Genomic DNA, 18777 nt, shown 5'->3' on the forward strand with positions numbered 1-18777 from the left:
CATTCTCTCTTTGTAATAATTATATTGCAATTTTTATGCCATGATCAAATTCCTCATTGGTCCATTCCTTGGTGACAGGTGCTATTTAATATGGAATAATGTATGCGTAGATGAATAATTCTAAAAATTCTAAACCTTATGTCGTTTATCCTTTATAATCATTTATTTTAAAAAAACAGATAAACACAGCGTTATTTTAATGAAAATAAACTTTGGCATAGAAATTGCATAATTACATAGTGAAATTAGAAATAAGTGAAGGAGGAATAAAAAATTTTAAAAAGACAAAGGGGTAACTTTGAAATGAAAACGCTTTAATAGAAGGGGAGGAATGATATGTGGAAAATGGCGTAAAGTTGAAAAGATCGTTAAAGTTATGGCAGGTTGTCATAATGGGTTTAGCTTATATGACTCCTATGGTAGTTTTTGATACATTTGGAATTGTTTCTGGTGTATCAAATGGGCATGTACCTGCTGCTTATATTATTGCCTTGATTGGCATGCTTTTCACTGCGGTTAGCTACGGGAAGCTGGTACGGGTTTTTCCTCAGGCTGGGTCAGCCTATACCTATACCCAAAAAGCGATAAACCGGCATCTCGGTTTTCTTGTTGGCTGGTCATCTTTACTTGATTATTTATTTTTGCCAATGGTAAATGCGTTGTTAACCAAACTTTACTTAAATGCTTTGTTTCCGTCCGTTCCAGATTTTATTTGGGTATTATTATTTGTTGGAATTGTAACCTTCCTTAATTTACGAAGCGTCAATGTTCTGGCAAATTTCAATACACTTTTTGTTCTTGTGCAAATATTAATCATGGTTGTTTTCATAATCCTAGTTATTAAAGGGCTTAATGCAGGAGAAGGAACAGGAACTGTTTTTAGCATGCAGCCGTTTTTTGTTGAGGGTATGAACATTCCAATCCTGATAACAGGAGCGACAATACTCTGCTTTTCATTCCTGGGCTTTGATGCTGTTACGACATTATCGGAAGAAACGCCAAATCCAGAAAAAACAATCCCAAAAGCAATTCTCCTTACAGCTTTATGGGGAGGGGTAATCTTTATCACTACCTCATTTTTTATACAATCATTTTTCCCAGATAATTCGAGGTTCATTGATTCAGAGGCAGCTTTACCTGAAATTGCCCTTTATGTTGGTGGGAAGCTGTTTCAGTCGATATTCTTATGTACAACCTTTGTGAATACACTTGCATCAGGACTTGCTTCTCACGCAAGTGTTTCCCGTCTCTTGTATGTTATGGGGCGCGATAAAGTATTCCCGGAAAAATGGTTTGGATACGTCCATCCAAAATGGAGAACACCTGCGATAAATGTTTTAATCGTCGGAGTGATTTCATTATCAGCCTGGTTCTTTGATTTAGTAACAGCCACTTCACTTATTAATTTCGGAGCATTAATGGCCTTTACGTTTGTTAATCTTTCGGTGATTAGTCATTTTGCTGTCCGTGAAAAAATGCACCGTACTCCAAAGGGATTTTTTGATTACGTTATTATGCCGTTAATTGGAGCCGGATTAGTTGGAATCCTTTGGATCAATCTTGAGCTTAGTTCTTTAGTCATGGGTGCCGGCTGGTTCCTCATCGGACTTGCCTACCTGGTGTTTATAACCAAAGCCTTCAAGGTAGCACCTCCTCAATATAAGGCAGAGGAAGCAGAAGTATAATTAGATGGAAAAATACGCATTCCACCTCTCAGGAATGCGTATTTTTTTCATTTTTAAAATATATGCAGATATGAATAAATCAGTCATTTTTTCATAATATCCACTCTATTACGCTAGGAAAATTTTATTAAAGCGTTGGAAATGAGGTATTTCCTCAGTTGGCACGAAACTTGCTAATTAGATTAACAACAATAAAAAATGAGGTGTTATGATGGCTATCGAATCTTTAGATTTGAAAAGGAATGAAGGGTTAAAGGTAAAGGATAATTCACTTATTGAGTTTCAGGAAATTCTTAAGGAAGCGGTTGACATACTGAACTATCCTCCTCAGGTCTTTGAATTTTTAAAGAAGCCAATGAGATTTTTGGAAGTGAGTATTCCTATTCGCATGGATAATGGGCAAACAGAGATTTTCCAAGGATACCGTGCACAGCATAATGATGCTGCAGGACCGACAAAGGGTGGTATCCGTTTCCATCCAGATGTTACACCTGAAGAAGTGAAAGCGTTGGCTGGCTGGATGAGTTTAAAATGCGGCATCACGGACATTCCTTATGGAGGGGCAAAAGGTGGGATTATTTGTGACCCGCGCAAAATGAGTTTAGATGAGTTAGAGCGATTAAGCAGGGGGTATGTAAGAGCAGTCAGCCAAATGGTCGGACCGACGAAAGATATTCCGGCCCCTGATATGTATACCAATTCGCAAATAATGGCATGGATGCTCGATGAATATGACCATATTCGTGAATTTGATTCGCCAGGTTTTATTACCGGGAAACCCATCGCATTAGGGGGATCAAAGGGCAGGGAAACAGCTACCTCGAAAGGTGTTCTTTATACGCTTCAAATGGTATGTGAATTGAAGAAAATTCCTTTAACAAATTTGCGGGTTATTATTCAAGGCTTTGGAAATGTCGGCAGTTATCTGGCTCAGTATTTATATGATCTGGGGGCAAAGGTAATTGGAATAGGTGACGTACTCGGTGGTTTATACGACGAAAATGGCTTGGATATCCCCTATCTCCTAGAAAACAGAGACTCATTCGGTATCATAACCAATCGATTAAATAACAGTATCACAAATCAAGAATTGCTGGAAAAAGAATGTGATGTCCTGATTCCGGCTGCCATTTCAGGCGTGATTAACAAACAAAATGCCAGCATGCTTAAATGCAATATTGTAATTGAAGCAGCTAATGGCCCTACAACCAAAGATGCGCTAAAAATTTTAGATGAACGCGAAATTCTTGTTGTGCCTGATATTCTTGCAAATTCCGGCGGTGTAATTGTTTCATATTTTGAGTGGTGTCAAAACAACCAAGGCTATTATTGGACCGAGGAAACAGTGGATACTCGATTAAAAGAAAAAATAACAGACAGCTTTAAGAATGTGTATAACACCTCCAAAAAGTATGGAGTGAATATGAAAATTGCTGCTTATATTGAGGGAATTAAAAAGCTGGCAGAAACCTCGAGGTTAAGAGGCTGGTTGAAATATTAAAAATCCATGTAAAGGAGGAAGATGCAAATGAAGCTTGATATTCTATCAGAACAAAAAGATCAGCAGCTCCTGCATTACTTTTGTCTCATTTCAAATAATCACCGCTACGATTTGACCATTGGTTACTCTAATCATTTTTATGGAAAAGCAATGGTCACTTCGATGCAAACAGGGAATATGGTTTTACTTTGCCATGAGGATACTTACGCTGCTCATTATTGGGCTGATCGATTAGGAATAGAAGAGGAGGACATTGCAGAGTTTCAAGAATTTTTTGGTCTTGTATTACAATCGGGGTCCTTTCAGGAACAATACTAGCACAAATCTAGAGGAGTGAAACGATGTATTTTGGAGTGGTACTTAGTCCGTGCTATGGGGTTGTTGAAAAAGTTTCAATCCAAAGTGAAACAAGGATTTATGAATGGGAACCATTATTTCAAATTAAAACGGCTGAAGGCAAGGTTCAAATGATTCAAACGGGTTTAAGCGGTGAAGTAGAATCACTTGAAGTCCAGGAAGGGGATCACGTTATTCCTGGCATGGTCCTTGCCTTTATAAAAGAAGATTTATATGTAACGGGCAGTGATTAAATGCTAGAAAAAAGAAGATGGACACAACATCTTCTTTTTTCTATTTTAAAAATTCTAAATAGAGTGATAGTATAAAAGTGATAAGAATAAGGGGGATGAAAAGATGTTTTCCGTCGCAAAGGATAAGATTAAGCCAATAATATCTATCACAATAGATGAAGAAGTTGTATTGAAATCGACTTTAGACCAATGCAAAGAACCCTTTATATTCTTAAAAAAACAAGGTCAATTATTTGCCTATGCATCAATCAATAATCCATTACTTGAGCTGCTTGAAAGCAAAAATTATTCCATAGAGGCTTTGTTAGATCAGTCCAAATCTATCAAAAGTATTTGTTTCCTTAGCAAGAATATTTCTTTCCCCTCATTGTTCCAGATTATTGGTGAACCGTTCGCGATCATAATAGGTGAGGATGGCGAACCATTAGGATACATACGAAGAGAAGATGTTTTAGCAGAGCTTTTTAAACAGGAAAATAAAAGTGTGGATTTATTGAAAATCCTTCTTACCTCAATACCTATGGGGATTTTTGTACTTGATAAGGAGAAACAAATTATTAATTGCAATGAATCAGGGTTAAAGATGATTAAATCTACTGCTGAACAGGTGCTTAATTATCCAGGGGGAACTATTTTTAACGCTCAACAGATTAACAACGTGTTTGCTACAGGAAAAACGATTTTAAATCATCTAGAAATAACGAATGACACGGGGGTTCTCGTCGATTATTGTCCTATTTTAACCGATAATGAAGAAGTTGAAGGGATGATAATTGTTGTTCAGGATTTGCCAATGGTCGAGGATATGGCCAACGAAATCGAATATATTAAGGATTTGAATCGAGACTTGAATGCGATATTGTCGAGTATTTATGATGAAATTCTGGTGGTTAATGCCAAAGGAGAATTGCTCAGATACAGTGACAATATCATACAAGATTTCTGGAAGGTAGATCTTAAAGAACTGATTGGAAAAAATATACTGGAGCTTGAGGATCAGGGGCTATTTACCCCATCAGTAACAAGATTAGTAATTGAAAAAAGAAAAAAAGTTTCCGTTGTCCAGGAAACAAAAGCAGGCAGGAAAATTCTTGCGGTTGGTAATCCAGTCTTTAATGAAAATCACGAGCTGGACCGGATTATCATTGCATCAAGGGATATTACTGAAACAACGCGGCTAAAAAGTGAGCTTCAGGAAATAAGGAAAATAACGGAACAATATAAAAAAGAATTAGATGATTTTAAAAGTAAAGATCGCTTTTTAAAGAAGCTCATTTATTGCAGTCCTAAAATGGAAAAGATTATAAATCAGGTTAAGAAAATAGCTGACTTTTCATCCACTGTCCTCCTTAACGGTGAATCTGGTGTGGGTAAAGAGGTGATTGCTCAAGCAATCCATCAATTAGGGAAACGATCCTCAAAGCCATTCCTTAAATTAAATTGTGGGGCAATCCCTGAAAATCTTTTAGAAAGTGAATTGTATGGATACGCTAAGGGGTCGTTTACAGGTGCAGATAAAAATGGAAAAGAAGGTTATTTTAAACAAGCAGATGGAGGAATATTGTTTCTTGATGAAATTGGTGAAATGCCGCTGCATCTTCAAGTAAAGCTCTTACGTGTTCTTCAAGAGCAAGAGGTTATTCCGATTGGCAGTACAATCCCTATTAAGGTTAATGTCCAAATCATTGCAGCCACCAATAAAAGGCTTGAGAAAATGGTGGAAAATGGGACTTTTCGAGAAGACCTATTCTACCGTTTAAATGTTATACCGATTCAGATTCCTCCGCTCCGGGAACGAACAGAGGATATCTCTTTACTAGCCTTTCATTTTTTACAGCAGCTGAATGAAAAGTATGATCGCAATTATCATTTAACACCAGATGCGATTAATGTACTTGAATTTTACTCTTGGCCGGGAAATGTCCGTGAGCTGCAAAATATTATTGAAAGATTAGTGGTTACCGCTGATGATCCTGCCATTGATGCTGAGTTTGTAAGCCAGTTTTTATCACTAGGCATTAATAATAAAAAAATAAAGCCCGTGATTACTAGAGTTATTCCCTTACAGGAGGCTATTGATCATGTAGAGGAGCAGCTAATTGTGTTGGCAATGAATCAATACAAAACAACCACAAAGGCAGCAAAAGCCTTAGGAATCAGCCAGTCCTCGGTAAGTAGGAAATATCAAAAAATACTAAACGAGAAAAATATAAAAATCGAAAACTTATCTTCCATCTAAATAAAAGCTGTTTCAGATTACATTCTGAAACAGTTTTTTTATGTATGCAGGGATAAATACGGTTATGCAGTTTTGAATAACTATAAATGATTTTTTTTGAAAACACTCGATAATGACCACTTTTCTACTTTGGCACAGTTCTTGCAATAATAGATAGTAAGGAGAATAAAGGAGGAGTGTATAATGGTCGAGATAAAAAACTGCGTTGCTAACCTTAAAATGTTTATTGATGGTGAATGGAAAGAGTCTGAAACTCTGGAAATACGTCCAGTCATTAATCCTGCAAATGGGGAAGTGATTTCATATGCCCCTGAAGGAACAGCTGCTGATGCACGAGCAGCGATCTTTGCAGCACGGAGGGCTTTCGAAGAAGGTGTATGGTCAGGAATATCAGCCCAGGAGAGAGCCTCCTATTTATTTAAAATCGCCCACAAAATTGAGGAATATGCAGATGAATTAACACAGCTTGAAACGATGGATAACGGGAAACCATTAAGAGAAGCTGGATTTGATGTCGGTGATGCGGCAGCGTGCTTCCGCTATTATGCAGGACTGATTACAAAGCCAGATGGCTTTACCTATCATGTAGCTGACCCTATGCAGGCGATGGTTGTCCGTGAGCCTGTTGGAGTATGTGGTCTGATTGTCCCATGGAATTATCCACTCTTAATGAGTGTTTGGAAAATTGCTCCCGCTTTAGCCGCTGGAAATACAATCGTTTTTAAACCGTCAGAAGTAACACCGGTTACACCGAAGAAGCTTTTTGAAATCTTTGAAGAAGTGGGACTGCCAAATGGAGTAGCCAATATGGTGATGGGAGCCGGTCCTGTTGTTGGTCATGAAATTGCTTCCCATCCCGAAGTAGATATGATTTCGTTTACCGGTGGTACGAAAACAGGTAAACATATCATGAAAACGGCAGCTGACACGATGAAGAAAGTATCCTTAGAATTAGGGGGCAAATCACCCAATATTATTTTTGCGGATGCTGATTTTGAAACGGCAGTGGATTATGCACTATTTGGAATCTTTGCTGGTTCAGGTCAAGTGTGCTCAGCAGGGTCGAGAATTCTAGTAGAAGAAAGTATTTATGATAAATTTGTTGAACGCTTTGTTGAAAGAGCGAAGTACATTAAGGTTGGTCCTGGAAATGACCCAGCTTCTGAGATGGGGCCGCTTGTTAGTCAGCAGCATATGGAAAAAGTTTTGCACTACATTGAGGTTGGGAAGCAGGAGGGAGCAACCATTGCATGCGGTGGAAACCGAATCGTAAGTAACGGCTTAGAAAAGGGCTACTTTGTTGAACCAACTGTTTTTATAAATGTAAAACAAGAGATGAAAATCGTACAAGAAGAAATATTCGGTCCAGTTGTTGTCATTCAGAAGTTTAAGGATGAAAGTGAAGCAGTGAAACTGGCAAATAATACGATCTATGGACTTGCTGGTGCTGTTTTTTCAAATGACGGGGCAAAAGCATTAAGAGTCATTAAAAAGCTTCGTGCTGGTATTACCTGGGTGAATTCCTATCACCCAACCTATAATGAAGCACCATGGGGCGGCTATAAGCAAAGTGGAATAGGGCGAAGCCTTGGAACATTCGGGCTAGAGGAATTCCAAGAAATAAAACAAATCAATATTAATTTACAAGTGGAGCCAATTGGCTGGTTTTCCAACTAATGACGACGAGGAGCGATAATATGAGTATCGATTTAAGACGAGAGACAAAGAATGATCAGGATCAAAAAGTTAGCGAATACATTAATAAGGTTTTAAGTTTAATAGAAAAGGAAGAGGTTAATAAGGAAGAAGCAGCCTGGATTACTAAGGAAACGGTTGATGGATTCCGTGAGCACGTTAACCCAGGATTTTTAACTTACCGTAAATCGGTGACAAAGGATGGTCAATTTGCAGCAGTAGAATGGTCAGATAATGGTGCCTGCTTTAAGGATGTAAACGGTAAGGAATATATTGATTGTCTCGGCGGCTTCGGTATCTATAATGTTGGTCACCGCAATCCCAAGGTCGTAAAGGCAGTAACAGATCAGTTGAAGCGTCAAGCTCTTCACAGCCAAGACCTGCTTGATCCATTGCGTGCGATGCTGGCGAAAATTTTAGCCGATATTACCCCAGGTGATTTGAAATATGCCTTTTTTACTAACAGCGGAACTGAAAGTGTTGAAGCAGCATTAAAGCTTGCGAAAATGTATAGTGAGCGAACTACCTTTATATCAACTACGCGTGCTTTCCATGGCAAAAGTCTTGGTTCATTATCAGGAACAGCCAAAGGAATGTTCCGTAAACCATTCCTGCCTTTGATTCCAGGCTTCCGTCATGTACCATTTGGTGATTTTGACATGATGAAAAAAACATTTGAGGTCTGCGCTGCGGTTGGAGAAGATGTTGCTGCAGTCATTTTAGAGCCGATTCAAGGTGAAGGAGGAATCATTCTTCCGCCAGAGGGATATTTAAAACAGGTTCGTGAGCTTTGTGATGAATATGGCAGTCTTTTAATTTTTGATGAGGTACAGACTGGTATGGGACGTACCGGAAAAATGTTTGCGGCTGATTTGTATAATGTCGTTCCAGATATTATTTGTCTTGCAAAAGCCTTTGGCGGCGGTGTTATGCCAGCAGGAGCGATTGTAGCAAGGGAAAAAGTGTTCAAAAGCTGGTTCCCGAATCCATTTATGCATACAACAACTTTTGGCGGCAACCCCTTAGCATGTGCAGCTGCAATTTCCACCATTGGTGTTTTAATCGAAGAAAATTTACCAGAAAGAGCCGGAATAGTTGGTGAATATTTCCTCAAGGGGTTAAAAGAAGCAGCGCAAGGACATGAAGATAAGATACTTGAAATTCGCGGCCAAGGATTGATGATCGGAATTGAATTCCATAAGGATGAAATCGGCTATGAAGTTTCCAAAGGAATGTTTGACCGTGGGATCCTTGTGGCAGGAACTTTAATCAACTCGAAGACGATACGAATTGAACCGGCATTAACAATTGGCTATGAAGAAGTCGATATGGTAATTAGCACCTTTAAGGAAGTTTTAAATCTAGTAAAAGCATAAAGATTTAATTTTAAAAGGGGGGAGCACGGAATTGGAAAAGAAATTTGTTAAGCTCCAAACAGAAATACCCGGACCAAAATCAAAAGAAATCTTGGAGCGGAGAAATAAATATGTTCCAAAGGGAATCAGCAATAATTGTCATTCCTTTGTGAAAAAAGCACATGGTTCTCTAGTTGAGGATGTGGACGGTAATATTTTTATAGATTTTGCTGGCGCGATTGGAACTTTAAACGTTGGTCACACCCACCCAAGAGTGGTGAGGGCCCTGCAGGAACAAGCAAGTCAATTTATCCATACAGGGTTTAATGTCATGATGTATGAATCCTATATAAACCTAGCTGAGAGGCTGTGTCAGCTTGCTCCCGGTGATTTTAATAAGCAGGCAGCTTTCTTTAACAGCGGTGCAGAAGCTGTTGAAAATGCCGTTAAAATAGCTAGAAAATATACAAAGCGGCAAGGAATTATTTCCTTTACACGAGGATTCCATGGCAGAACGTTAATGACCATGACGATGACTAGTAAAGTCAAGCCATACAAGTTTGGTTTTGGACCGTTTGCTCCAGAAGTTTACAAGGCGCCGTATCCATACGTATACCGCCGCCCTGAAGGAATAAGCGAACAGCAATACAGTGAAATGATTATTGAGCAATTTGAGACGTTTTTACTGGCGGAAGTGGCTCCCGAAACGATTGCTGCGGTTGTAATGGAACCAGTTCAAGGAGAGGGCGGATTTATCGTTCCAGATAAAGCGTTTGTTCAAAGAGTTAGAGAAATTTGTACACAGTATGGAATCTTATTTGTAGCCGATGAAATTCAAACGGGATTTGCTCGTACCGGGAAATACTTTGCGATTGAACATTTTGGAGTTGAACCAGATTTAATCACTATTTCAAAATCGATGGGTGCAGGAGTGCCAATTAGCGGGGTTATTGGCAGAGCAGAAATTTTGGATGCAGCAGATGTTGGCGAGCTAGGCGGAACCTATTCTGGAAGCCCACTAGGCTGTAGGGCAGCACTTACCGTTCTCGATATTATTGAAAGTGAAAACCTTAATGATAGAGCCCAAAAGATTGGTATGAGAGCTACGGAAAAAATGAAAGAGCTCGCAGAATGTTTCGATAGTATTGGAGATGTCCGTGGTCTTGGGGCCATGTGCGCAATGGAAATCGTTAAAGACCGTCACAGTAAAACTCCTGATAAAGACGCAGTTGGAAAAATAGTTAAAGCTGCAGGAGAGCGGGGACTTATGTTACTAAGCGCAGGGTTATATGGAAACGTTATCCGCCTGCTAATGCCGTTAACCATCACAGATGAGCAGTTAGAGGAAGGATTACAAATTCTTGAGGAAGCCTTTGAGGCAGTATATTTGAATGATTCTGCTGTGCCGGCTGGGAGGTAATGAAATGGACATTGTAGAGCAAAAATATCAAATCTATCCAATGTATCTTGATGGAAAATGGGTGGGGAATGATTTTGAGGTGTTTACCGATGTCATTAATCCAGCAACGAAGGAAGTTATAGGGGCAGTGCCAACTGGGGGTGCTTTTGAAGCGGAGCAGGCTGTAGATGCGGCCCACAAGGCATTTAAAGCATGGTCGAAAAAGACCGCTGAAGAACGTAGTCAGCTCCTCATGAAATGGTATCAATTAATTGATGAAAATAAACATGAAATTGCCAGGATTATGACAATGGAGCAGGGAAAACCATTAAAAGAAGCATTAGGCGAAGTTCAATACGCTAATGGCTTTATCTCATGGTATGCGGAGGAAGGTAAACGAATCTATGGAGAAACAATTCCAGCCTCCCAACCCAATAAACGAATTCTAGTTAGAAAAGAACCGGTTGGAGTGGTTGCAGCGATTACACCATGGAACTTCCCTGCAGCAATGATTACAAGAAAAGTAGCACCAGCACTCGCAGCAGGGTGTACTTGCGTGGTAAAACCAGCCAATCAAACACCGCTTACGGCATTAAAAATGGTGGAGCTTGCCCATAAGGCAGGTATTCCGAATGGTGTCTTAAATGTGATTACAGGAAGGTCATCTGAAATTGGTGAGGTCTGGCTGAAGGATCCCCGTGTAACCAAGATAACCTTTACAGGTTCGACTGAAGTAGGGAAAACGTTAATGCGTGGTGCCGCTGAAAATGTAAAAAAGGTATCGCTTGAGCTTGGTGGGAATGCCCCATTTATTGTCATGGATGATGCGAATCTTGTGAAGGCAGCAGAGGGATTGGTACAATCAAAATTCCGTAATGCAGGCCAGACGTGTATTTGTACGAATCGTGTATATGTGCAAGAAGGAATAGCTGATAAATTTATACAGTTTTTCCAGGCAGAATTAGAAAAACTTAAGGTTGGAAACGGACTTGAAGAGGGAACAGATATCGGACCATTAATCGATAAGGCTGCATATAAAAAAGTGGAAGGGCTTGTGAATGATGCGGTTAAAAAGGGAGGAAAGGTCACATATAGCGGGCTTAAACCTGATGAAGACAATGGCTATTTCTACGCCCCAACGATTTTAACTGCTATTCACGACGATATGGAATGTATGAAGGATGAAATCTTTGGACCGGTGGCACCTATTTCAACCTTCAAAACCGAAGAAGAAGTAATTGAACGGGCCAATAATTCCAGATTTGGCTTAGCCGCGTATGTTTTTACAGAAAATCTAAGCCGTTCCTTCAGAATTACGGAGCAGCTCGAATATGGAATCATTGGCCTTAATGATTCCCTGCCATCAGCTGTTCAAGTTCCATTTGGCGGCTATAAAGAGAGCGGTCTTGGCCGTGAAGGCGGTCACTACGGAATCGAAGAATTTTTAGAAGTAAAATATATTTCAATTGGGTTAGATATGTAGCTGCCGAATTCGTTCAACCTCCTGCCAGAGGAAGATTCACGAATAATTGCCAGTGAAAGCATCAGTGACTTTATTTGGCATTGATTGATTTCACTGGCATTTTTTTATAGTTTAATCATTCTAATAAAAAAGAGGTGATACACCAGTGCCAGGACCATTGAATGGGATGAAAGTTATTGATTTATCCAGAGTTTTAGCCGGACCATATTGCACGATGATCCTAGGAGATATGGGGGCAGAAGTAATAAAGATTGAAAGTATCGATACAGGAGATGAAACGAGAGTGTGGGGACCACCTTTTGTAGAAGGGGAAAGTGCCTACTATCTATGCACCAATCGAAATAAGCAGGGAATCACTCTAAACTTGAAGTCGGAAAAAGGCATAGAAATTTTACAAAAACTAGTTTTAGAGGCGGATGTGGTTGTGCAGAATTTTAAGCCAGGAACTCTCAAGCGACTAGGCTTCGGTTATGAGGAGATGAAAAAGTGTAATAAGGGAATAATCCTAGCATCGATCAGCGGATTTGGATCTAATGGGCCATACTCCCATCTGCCAGGCTATGATTATATTATTCAAGCAATGTCAGGATTAATGAGTATTACTGGAGATAAGGCTGCTGAGCCTGTCAAAGTCGGTGTGGCAATTGCTGACGTACTAACCGGGCTATATACCTGTATCGGGGTCTTAGGGGCGATTCAACACCGGCACATGACTGGAGAAGGACAGGAAGTGGATATTTCTTTATTTGATTCTCAGCTTGCTGCAATGGTGAATGTTGCAAGTAATTATTTATGTTCAGTCCGGATTCCAGAACGTCTTGGCAATGCCCATCCCAATATCGTACCTTATCAGTTGTTTACAGCCAGCGATGGCGATTTTGTTATTGCGGTTGGAAATGACCGGCAATATCGAAAGCTGGCCATTCTGCTTGAGGACCCATCATTGCTTTCACAGGTATATGAAACCAACCCCGGCAGGCTGAAATATAAGGACGAGTTAGTAAACCTCATCGCCAAGAGAATTATAAAGAAATCAAGAGGAGAATGGAAAGAGCTCCTTGATGTGGCAGGCATCCCAAATGGTCCGATTAATAATGTCAAAGAAGCATTAGAGTCTGAGCAGGCGATTTCAAGAAATATGGTTGTAGATGTAAAGCATCCGAAAATCCCTGATTTAAAGCTAGTCGGTTCACCGTTAAAGTTTTCTAAATCATCGGTAAAAATCGATCGTCACCCGCCTTTGATCAGCGAACACACTGAAGAAGTCTTGATTAAACTTGGATATTCTAAATCTGAAATTCAAGCTATGAAACAAAACCAAATTATATAGGGGGAGAATTAAATGGATTTTTCATATACGGAAGAACAGAAAAGCGTTAGAAAGGTCGTTAGAACATTTGTTGATCGTGAAATTATTCCTTTTATTAAGGAGTGGGATGAGAAGGTACATTTTGAAACCAATATTTTGAAGCGCTTGGCTGATTTGCAGCTTATGGGTGTATGTATCCCTGAGGAATATGGCGGTGTTGGTATGGACTACAATACGCTGGCAATCGTTTGTGAGGAATTAGAACGTGGGGATACCGCCTTCCGCACCGCGGTTTCTGTTCATACCGGCTTAAACAGCATGACGCTTTTGCAATGGGGAACAGAGGAACAGAAACAAAAGTACCTCGTTCCGCAGGCAAAGGGATTAAAAATTGGAGCTTTTGGGCTCACGGAACCAAACGCCGGCTCTGATGTAGCGGCGATGGAAACAACGGCCGTAAAAGACGGAGAATACTATCTATTAAATGGCTCGAAAACATGGATTTCATTATGTGACGTTGCCGATCACTTTTTGATTTTTGCCAAAACGAATCTAGAAGCGAAGCATAAAGGCATCTCGTGTTTTATTGTTGAACGATCTTTCCCAGGTGTGTCGACAAAAGCGATTAAAGGAAAGCTTGGCATCCGCGCAGGTAATACGGGAGAAGTATTTCTAGACAATGTTCAAGTTCCAGTAGAGAATATGCTGGGGGATGAAGGCGAGGGCTTTAAAATTGCCATGTCTGCGCTTGATAACGGCCGGTTTACTGTAGCCGCTGGGGCATGTGGAACAATCATGGCATCTTTAGAGGCTAGTGTAAAATACTGTGAGGAACGAAAAACATTTGGTAAAGAAATCGGAAGGCATCAGCTTGTCCAGCAAATGATTGCAAAAATGTCTGCAAACCTTGAGATTTCTCGCCTGTTAGTCTTTAAAGCTGGCTGGTTAAAAAATAACGGAAAGCGTAACACGCAAGAAACTTCATTGGCAAAATGGATTTCCTGTGATGCCGCTTTAGAAGCTGCCAACGATGCTGTGCAAATTCACGGAGCTTACGGCTTCTCCAATGAATTCCCGGTTGAGCGGTATTTAAGGAATGCAAAAGCTCCCGTTATTTATGAGGGAACACGTGAAATTCATACCATTATGCAGGGGGAGTATGCACTTGGTTACCGTGAGGATAAACCACTGCGAAAAATGCTGCCTGCCTGGCCATTTGAAGAGATTTTAATAAAAGGATAGGTGAAAATATGTCGGGAATAAAAACCTATTTCCTCGCTGGTCATGCCCGCCTGCCGCAGGGGATGGCAGCACAAAGTGTTTTTGACTCATTAACGATTACTGTTGAGATTGATAAAAAATACGGGGTCATTATCCAATCCTCCTGCACACTTGCCACTGACCATGGAAGAGAATATATTCAACAAATTTTAAAGGGGCACAGCTTACAGGATGGGATTGATGAGATTGTTGAAATGATTAGAGAGGGGTATCGGGGAAAAGCAGTCAATGCACTTATAGCAGCAGTAAAAGATTTATATAGTCAATATAGTGAATAAAATTTAAAAAGCAGCTTAACAAAAGTCGTTAAGCTGTTTTTGAGTTTCAGTGATTTTTCATCTCATTGAGTATCGTTTCGATTGAAGCATGTTCTTCAGGAGCAGTATCAATATGATTCCAAAGGATGTTCCCTTTTTCATCAAATAACCAAGTTCCACCCTGGATAAAGATATCATGTGTTTTCATGGCTTTTTGAACGAGCCTTTTTTTGCTCGGGGTCATCTGGTATGAATGCTTTCGTGCCGCCTTTTAATAAGCCTTTTCCTGCCTTTGCAAGCAGCTTCCATTTCTGCATAGTTTGATGACCCATATTGTAATAAAGTTCACGTTTAGGATCACCATAAACTGAGTATGGATAGTGACCAAAAGCTTCAACAAATTGTCCTAAGTAACCCCCAGTAGATGGGGTGATAATAACAATTTGGCAACCTGTTACTGTTAAGCACAAATGATTACTTTGTGAAAATTGCATGTCTTTTTAAATCAATAATTTTACTTTAAATTTAGACCTTTACTGTGTTACGATAACGAATAAAAGTAGACTGGGAGAGAAGGTGGTTAGATGATTAAAACAATATTGTTTGACGTGGATGGGGTCTTGTTAAGTGAAGAGCATTATTTTGATGCATCTGCCTTAACTGTTTGGGAGTTGTTAATTAGCAATAATTATTTGGGATTGGCACCTGAAAAATTCAAAACAGACTATAGTGCAGCGGAGATTAAGACTATTCGCGAGAATGTGTTTGGTAAAAATGATGAGGTCCTTAAGCTAATGAAATCAAGAGGACTAAATGCCAATTGGGATATGATCTATTTATCCTTCGGTAATCAATTGATTCATCTCCTGTCTCAAATAAAGGAAATGGAGCATGAAAGAATCAGCAGTTGGCTGCAGGAACCAATTAATAGAGAAACGCTGCTTGATATAGGGCGTGTCCTACATAACTATTCAGTTAACACTGATTTTAATTTATTTATAGCTGAATTTGAGCAATCGAAGGAAACTAAGCAAGAATTGTTTAATTATCTAAATCAATTAGCTGAAGAAAAGCTATGTGTACAAACAACTATCTTTAGTGGTATCGGGGCACTTTGGTGTGTATGTGAGCATTCTTCTCAGGAATGGTACGTTGGAGATGAAAATGTACAAAAATCCACTGGCAAACCTTCTGTGCAGCTGGGTAAGAAAGGTTTTTTAGCGAATGAAACAACATTGGCAGCTAAAGATGAAATAGATGCACTATTTACATTCTTAAACGAATCGGGATTAACGATAGGAATTGGGACGGGAAGACCTGAGCTTGAAACCATTCAGCCATTTCACCATCTGGACTGGCTAAAACACTTTGATATCAATCATATAGTAACTGCAGATGATGTGCTAAAAGCAGAAAACGAACTGATGGAAAGAAGATCATTGTCAAAGCCAGAACCTTTTACGTACATTATGGGTCTTAATGGCAGGGAATCTTCAGTCGAGACCTGTTTCAATACACCGCTGCCAATTGAAAACGGTGAAGAGGTTCTAGTTGTAGGTGACTCGTTGGCAGACTTGCTGGCTGCAAAAAAGATGGGATGTCAGTTTGCAGCAGTTTTAACAGGTTTATCAGGAAAAGACGCGAGAAGTGACTTTGAGAAGCACAAGGCAGACTATATTCTGGATACAGTCCTTGATGTAAGGAAAATTATAGAGGAAAAATAAGAGGGATTGCAGCACAATCCCTCTTATTTTTGGTTTACTCGCGAATTAATGAATTTTACTCGCGGAAATTTCACGTTTACTCGCGACTTTTGTCAATTTACTTGCCGTTTTTGTCAATTTACTCGCAAACTCCATAAATATATATAAAAAGACCAAATCAAGATCAGATTTGGTCATCATTATTTTATTTAATTTTTTCTAGTTCAAGTTTCCCAGGATAAAAGGAATCCACATTGGATAACTCTAAAGATTGTGCTTCGTTTAAACCGTTAATTAGTGTAAGGGCACGAATAACCTCTGGACTAATTTGCTTATCAAGTGTTAACACCATGATCGCTTCTCCGCCAACGGTTGTTCTACCTACTTGCATCGTTCCAATATTGATCTGATAATCCCCTAGAAGAGATCCAACCTTACCAATCATACCAGGAACGTCCTGATGTTTTACAAGTAAGAGGTGGCTTTCAGGTCTTATATCAATACGATAATCGTTGATTTTCACGATTCTTGCACCATAGCCGTTTAATACGGTCGCTCCAATTTTAGCGGTTTCTGAGCCCTTTGTTATGGAAAGTTCCATATAATTGGCAAAGCCTTTATTATTGGCATTTTTCTGGACATTATAGGAAACTCCCTGCTCCTTCAAAAGATGAAGAGCATTAATCAAATTCACAGAATCACTTAAATGGTGGGATAAAACACCTTTAATCATCGTTCTTGTTAATAATTCTGTATCTTCTTCGATTAAATCACCATAATAATTAATTTCTATTTTAGAAGGAGCATGTTTTAATAGTTGAACGACAAGCTGCCCCACTTGTTCACCAAGCAGTAAGTATGGCTGCATTTTTTGCTGTGTCTCCCCAGACATTTGCGGCATATTAACCGCATTCCGGATGGATTGTGTTTCTAGGATTTCAATAATTTCTTCACTAACCTCTTGGGCAACCTTTTCCTGTGCTTCTACAGTAGAGGCTCCTAAATGCGGTGTAATAATTATATTAGGATTTTGTAGTAACTCAGGATCAGCAACAGGTTCCTTTTCAAAAACATCGAGTGCGGCACCTGCAACATGTCCTGCTTGAATGGCCCTTACCAAAGCCTTTTCATCAATAATTCCGCCACGTGCACAGTTAACGAAACGTACACCTTTTTTAGTCTTGCTTAAGTATTCGTCATTAACCAGCCCTTTGGTATCATTTGTGAGTGGCGTGTGAATGGTAATGAAATCTGACTCACGGGCTATTAAATCGAGACTAGCTTTTTTCATTCCCAGTTTTTCTGCTCTCTCTTCTGTTAAATAAGGATCGTAGCCTAATATATTCATACCAAAGCTTTTAGCACGCTTTGATACTTCGGTTCCGATTTTACCCATACCAATGACGCCAAGCGTTTTTTTGTATAATTCTACTCCCTTGAAAGAATTTCGGTCCCATTCTCCTCCAATGGTTTTTTTATGAGCCTGAGGAATATTCCTTGCCAAAGAGAGCAGCATCGCTAATGTATGTTCAGTAGCTGCGATTGTGTTGGCTCCAGGAGCATTTATGACGATAATCCCTTTTCCTGTAGCGGCATTCACATCAATATTATCTACACCTACACCTGCTCTTGCAATTACCTTAAGCCGGTCCGCATAATGAAGCAGTTCTGCGGTTACTTTTGTTTGGCTGCGTACAATTAAAGCCTCGTAATCTCCTATTATATTCTTTAACTCTTCGGGCTTTAATGTAGGCTGACGCTCAACAATAAAATTAGGGTGATCAAACAAACTTTTTAAACCAGTATCACTAATGCCATCTGTTACAAGTACCTTAAACATTTTAAACCTCATCCTTTCATTAGTTAATATAAACAATCAAACTATCTAGCTCCAGCGCCTAGGGGCTTGGGGTCATAAGCGTGTCTAGTTTCGGCTCCTTGGAACTCGAGTCATAAGCCACCCCCTGAACCAGGCGCTTCCGCTTTAAAATTAAAAAGTCCCTCATAACAGACAGATTTGTCTTGTTATGAGGGACGTGATCTACGTGGTGCCACCCTCTTTTGCTGCTTAATAACGCAGCCTCAATATGTTAACGGGTTTTCCCGGGCATTCCTACTATAACTTCAGTCTGCCAGTTCAGAAGGGCTGGGCAAAAATAAGAAATTGCACCGGATCACAGCAACCACCGGCTCTCTGCAGCACTTTCTTACTGCCGTCTTCATCATCACATTTTTATAAACTATTACCTGAATTTAAAGAATATTCTACATTGATACCTT

Annotated in this window: 15 protein-coding genes and 1 other annotated feature; of the genes, 13 read left to right on the plus strand and 2 right to left on the minus strand. The window is 39.7% G+C overall.

Features of this window, described 5'->3' with window-relative positions; genetic code table 11:
* Positions 1-338 precede the first annotated feature (338 nt).
* From TR08_RS14315 to TR08_RS14370, 12 genes are all read left to right on the plus strand, one after another.
* Positions 339-1685 (plus strand): APC family permease, encoded by a 1347-nt coding sequence (locus TR08_RS14315; protein WP_045519179.1) that lies wholly within the window; start codon positions 339-341, stop codon positions 1683-1685.
* A gap of 211 nt (positions 1686-1896) precedes the next feature.
* Positions 1897-3186 (plus strand): Glu/Leu/Phe/Val family dehydrogenase, encoded by a 1290-nt coding sequence (locus TR08_RS14320; RefSeq protein ID WP_045519180.1) that lies wholly within the window; start codon positions 1897-1899, stop codon positions 3184-3186.
* A 27-nt stretch (positions 3187-3213) separates the two neighbouring features.
* A complete protein-coding gene (locus tag TR08_RS14325; RefSeq protein ID WP_045519181.1) occupies positions 3214-3504 on the plus strand; it encodes an SAV0927 family protein in 291 nt (96 codons plus the stop codon).
* A gap of 23 nt (positions 3505-3527) precedes the next feature.
* Complete coding sequence (locus TR08_RS14330) at positions 3528-3776, plus strand: biotin/lipoyl-binding protein (RefSeq protein ID WP_045519182.1); 249 nt, start codon at positions 3528-3530, stop codon at positions 3774-3776.
* A gap of 103 nt (positions 3777-3879) precedes the next feature.
* On the plus strand, positions 3880-6015 hold the full coding sequence (locus TR08_RS14335; protein WP_045519184.1) for a sigma 54-interacting transcriptional regulator: 2136 nt from the start codon (positions 3880-3882) through the stop codon (positions 6013-6015).
* A 183-nt stretch (positions 6016-6198) separates the two neighbouring features.
* Positions 6199-7692 carry an aldehyde dehydrogenase family protein gene (locus tag TR08_RS14340; RefSeq protein WP_045519185.1) on the plus strand — a complete coding sequence of 498 codons (1494 nt, stop codon included), beginning with the start codon at positions 6199-6201 and terminating at the stop codon, positions 7690-7692.
* Between the two features lie 20 nt (positions 7693-7712).
* Positions 7713-9086, plus strand: coding sequence for a putrescine aminotransferase (locus TR08_RS14345; RefSeq protein WP_045519187.1), 1374 nt, complete (start codon positions 7713-7715; stop codon positions 9084-9086).
* A gap of 31 nt (positions 9087-9117) precedes the next feature.
* Positions 9118-10485, plus strand: a complete 1368-nt coding sequence (gene gabT / locus TR08_RS14350) for a 4-aminobutyrate--2-oxoglutarate transaminase (RefSeq protein ID WP_045519190.1) — start codon at positions 9118-9120, stop codon at positions 10483-10485.
* Positions 10486-10489: 4 nt separating this feature from the next.
* Entirely contained in the window at positions 10490-11947 is a 1458-nt protein-coding gene (locus tag TR08_RS14355; RefSeq protein WP_045519191.1) for an NAD-dependent succinate-semialdehyde dehydrogenase, read from the plus strand.
* Positions 11948-12092: 145 nt separating this feature from the next.
* Positions 12093-13277 carry a CaiB/BaiF CoA transferase family protein gene (locus TR08_RS14360; RefSeq protein WP_045519192.1) on the plus strand — a complete coding sequence of 395 codons (1185 nt, stop codon included), beginning with the start codon at positions 12093-12095 and terminating at the stop codon, positions 13275-13277.
* A gap of 12 nt (positions 13278-13289) precedes the next feature.
* Positions 13290-14498, plus strand: a complete 1209-nt coding sequence (locus tag TR08_RS14365) for an acyl-CoA dehydrogenase family protein (RefSeq protein WP_045519194.1) — start codon at positions 13290-13292, stop codon at positions 14496-14498.
* A gap of 17 nt (positions 14499-14515) precedes the next feature.
* Entirely contained in the window at positions 14516-14815 is a 300-nt protein-coding gene (locus TR08_RS14370; protein ID WP_045519241.1) for a DUF3870 domain-containing protein, read from the plus strand.
* A 173-nt stretch (positions 14816-14988) separates the two neighbouring features.
* Here the strand turns inward: TR08_RS14370 and TR08_RS14375 are convergent, their stop codons facing one another.
* Positions 14989-15288, minus strand: a complete 300-nt coding sequence (locus tag TR08_RS14375) for an AhpC/TSA family protein (protein WP_238579145.1) — start codon at positions 15286-15288, stop codon at positions 14989-14991.
* A gap of 90 nt (positions 15289-15378) precedes the next feature.
* Between TR08_RS14375 and TR08_RS14380 the strand changes: the two genes are divergently transcribed.
* On the plus strand, positions 15379-16518 hold the full coding sequence (locus tag TR08_RS14380; RefSeq protein WP_045519196.1) for an HAD family hydrolase: 1140 nt from the start codon (positions 15379-15381) through the stop codon (positions 16516-16518).
* Positions 16519-16702: 184 nt separating this feature from the next.
* Here TR08_RS14380 and serA read toward each other — a convergent pair whose 3' ends face one another.
* Positions 16703-18337, minus strand: a complete 1635-nt coding sequence (gene serA / locus TR08_RS14385; RefSeq protein ID WP_045519198.1) for a phosphoglycerate dehydrogenase — start codon at positions 18335-18337, stop codon at positions 16703-16705.
* A gap of 187 nt (positions 18338-18524) precedes the next feature.
* Positions 18525-18732: a binding site (T-box leader), on the minus strand.
* Positions 18733-18777 lie beyond the last annotated feature (45 nt).

It is taken from the genome of Neobacillus niacini (genome assembly GCF_000759675.1).
In the GTDB taxonomy this organism is placed as follows: domain Bacteria; phylum Bacillota; class Bacilli; order Bacillales; family Cytobacillaceae; genus Neobacillus; species Neobacillus niacini_A.

What these genes read in the sequence shown, in the direction of transcription:
- TR08_RS14330 (WP_045519182.1), top strand. Translation starts at nt 3,528, where the DNA reads ATGTATTTTGGAGTGGTACTTAGTCCGTGCTATGGGGTTGTTGAAAAA.
- serA (WP_045519198.1), bottom strand. Translation starts at nt 18,337, where the DNA reads ATGTTTAAGGTACTTGTAACAGATGGCATTAGTGATACTGGTTTAAAA.
- TR08_RS14345 (WP_045519187.1), top strand. Translation starts at nt 7,713, where the DNA reads ATGAGTATCGATTTAAGACGAGAGACAAAGAATGATCAGGATCAAAAA.
- TR08_RS14380 (WP_045519196.1), top strand. Translation starts at nt 15,379, where the DNA reads ATGATTAAAACAATATTGTTTGACGTGGATGGGGTCTTGTTAAGTGAA.
- TR08_RS14335 (WP_045519184.1), top strand. Translation starts at nt 3,880, where the DNA reads ATGTTTTCCGTCGCAAAGGATAAGATTAAGCCAATAATATCTATCACA.
- TR08_RS14365 (WP_045519194.1), top strand. Translation starts at nt 13,290, where the DNA reads ATGGATTTTTCATATACGGAAGAACAGAAAAGCGTTAGAAAGGTCGTT.
- TR08_RS14375 (WP_238579145.1), bottom strand. Translation starts at nt 15,288, where the DNA reads ATGCAATTTTCACAAAGTAATCATTTGTGCTTAACAGTAACAGGTTGC.
- TR08_RS14340 (WP_045519185.1), top strand. Translation starts at nt 6,199, where the DNA reads ATGGTCGAGATAAAAAACTGCGTTGCTAACCTTAAAATGTTTATTGAT.
- TR08_RS14320 (WP_045519180.1), top strand. Translation starts at nt 1,897, where the DNA reads ATGGCTATCGAATCTTTAGATTTGAAAAGGAATGAAGGGTTAAAGGTA.
- TR08_RS14355 (WP_045519191.1), top strand. Translation starts at nt 10,490, where the DNA reads ATGGACATTGTAGAGCAAAAATATCAAATCTATCCAATGTATCTTGAT.
- TR08_RS14325 (WP_045519181.1), top strand. Translation starts at nt 3,214, where the DNA reads ATGAAGCTTGATATTCTATCAGAACAAAAAGATCAGCAGCTCCTGCAT.